General features: G+C 40.0%; 1 protein-coding gene. It reads right to left on the bottom strand.

What is annotated here, in order from left to right; all coding sequences use genetic code 11:
• Positions 1–278: 278 nt before the first annotated feature.
• On the bottom strand, positions 279–1,943 hold the full coding sequence (locus QUA07_RS29820; protein WP_333332843.1) for an IS1634 family transposase: 1,665 nt from the start codon (positions 1,941–1,943) through the stop codon (positions 279–281).
• Positions 1,944–2,080: the final 137 nt, after the last annotated feature.

Below are 2,080 nucleotides of genomic sequence, written 5' to 3'. Positions count from 1 at the left end.
CCCACATTCCGCAGATGTGTGTGGAATTTTTTTATCAGTTGTGAAAAGTTGGAGTCAAAAAGTTTTTCCGTTTAACTTATGCGGTTTTAACGTCACGGATACCTGTCAAATCTCCCGAAATCAACTAAACTGAAATAGTTGACTTTTTTTAATAGATTTATGGCGCTTTTTTTGCGAAATAACTCAGCTTTTTAGCCAAGCCAAATCCTGCTAAGAGCTAATTATCTTGACTAATAAATGTGGATTATTCACCAATATCTACAGCTTAATAACGAGCGTCATCCACCTAAAAACATTAAATAGTATCTACTGCAATACTGTCCTAAATGCTTTAATACATCTTGACGGTCTTGGGTTAAATTGCTCACTTGTTTAGAGCCGTTGATCGTCACTAAATGTACCGCTTGAAACATCTGAAATATCCATCGCATTGTCGGTTTATTGGTGAGCTTCTTTACCTGATTTCTGACTCCCTCATTGGTAGCTGATAATTGTTGTCTCAATTTCCTTTGTGCCAGGGTATAAACTAACAAGCACAGTCCCATTATCATTCCTATTGCTTCGACTCGCTCGGGATTTTTCACAAAGACGCTTGATGTAAAAAACAATGGATCTTTGATAAATCTAAATCCTCTCTCGTTGCTTTGCTGCGCTTTGTACTCTAATAGTATCTGTTCGTCGCTCACCTTTTGAGTGTCTAAGATGTTGGTGGCTAATATAAATCTCCCGGCTGCGATTTGTTCGGCTTCTATTACTGATAACCGGGTTTCTATTTGACCCGTAACTTGATAAACTGTTGGATTTGTGTGGTTCTCTAGTTTCTGCTTGCTTGTCGTTTTTTTGGCGGGTTTTTCTCGGCATTCAATTTCTGCGATCTGGTGATACTTCCAGGTATCGGATAACCTTTTTATCGCGATTTCTGCGTCAGCAATACACGCAAACTCTTGTCTGAATAGCTTGCGCAGTGAGAAAGAAGCTGATTCTAATTGCTTTTCTACTTCCCGGGCTATTTTTTTGATTGCTGCTTGTTTTCTGATGTCGCTTTCTACTACTATCCATCTTTGCTTGATGTTAGCATACTCGCTGGTTATGGCTGCTATTTTGTAGCCTTTTATTTGGGCTGACTTCCAGGCTTTATCTGAGATAGCTGAGATTTTTTCTCGGGCCGATCGGATACTTAATGGTACTCGGGTTATCCATTTCATTCCTGCCATTGCTGATAAGTTTTCTGCTGTGTACAAGGCACTGTCTGCTACACAGATTCCGTCGAAATTCCACTGGTTTTTAAATTCTTTGAGTCGCGAGACAAACACGCTTTTATCATCGGCGTTTCCATCATCTATTTTGAGATACAATGGTACGTCTCCATCACCGCTGACTATTGTGTCAATGATAAATTGTTTGAGGTCTGGTCTTCGCTCTCTTGAATATCCGTGAACGATTTTTATGGCTTTCATTTCATCGGGTGGGTCTGATGAGTCTGTTTCAATGTCTTGACTCTTTTCCTGACGAGTTTTGTATGCTCCTTCTACTGATATTGAACTGCTGTCTAGATGAACGCTGTTCATTTCTACTTGAAATTTATGAGCTGCTTTCAGGGCGATCGCTGTGAATAACTGTGTCGTTCCAGCTTGATGGTATTTGTCTAATGCTCTGCCTATTCTATCATCATTTAATTGTTCGGGGGTCACTCCTTCTCCTATTAGATGTTCTGTTGCTTTTCCGACAAAAAATGTGTCAAATAGGTAGATTGGGGCGCTCAAAAACCCTAATCCGTTCAAAATCATCGCTTTCATGACTTGTCCTGGGCTGAGGGTTTCTTTGTTGCTTATCCCCACTTTTTTGTTGACTTCTTCTACCAATTCCATTTCATCTATTATCCCGGCTACTATTCCCAAGTGGTCTAAATTTACGATATTTATCCCCGATAATGGCTGGTTCATGATTTTTAGAGTTGCTTTACTGCAGAAATCTATTATACACTAAAAGCTCCCAAACGATTGCACGGCAATCGTTTGGGAGTTTTGTGTCTCCGAATCTATCTTCCTTTCCTTCTGCTTGAATATCTGCGGAATGTGGG

This window comes from Microcoleus sp. T3_A4 (assembly GCF_036700465.1).
GTDB lineage: Bacteria > Cyanobacteriota > Cyanobacteriia > Cyanobacteriales > Microcoleaceae > Microcoleus.
The sequence above is the reverse complement of the archived record's forward strand: the minus strand, read 5'-3'. Positions and strand labels throughout refer to the sequence as shown.

Excerpts from the sequence above, each read along its gene's own strand:
- QUA07_RS29820 (WP_333332843.1), bottom strand. The coding sequence starts at position 1,943 with ATGAACCAGCCATTATCGGGGATAAATATCGTAAATTTAGACCACTTG.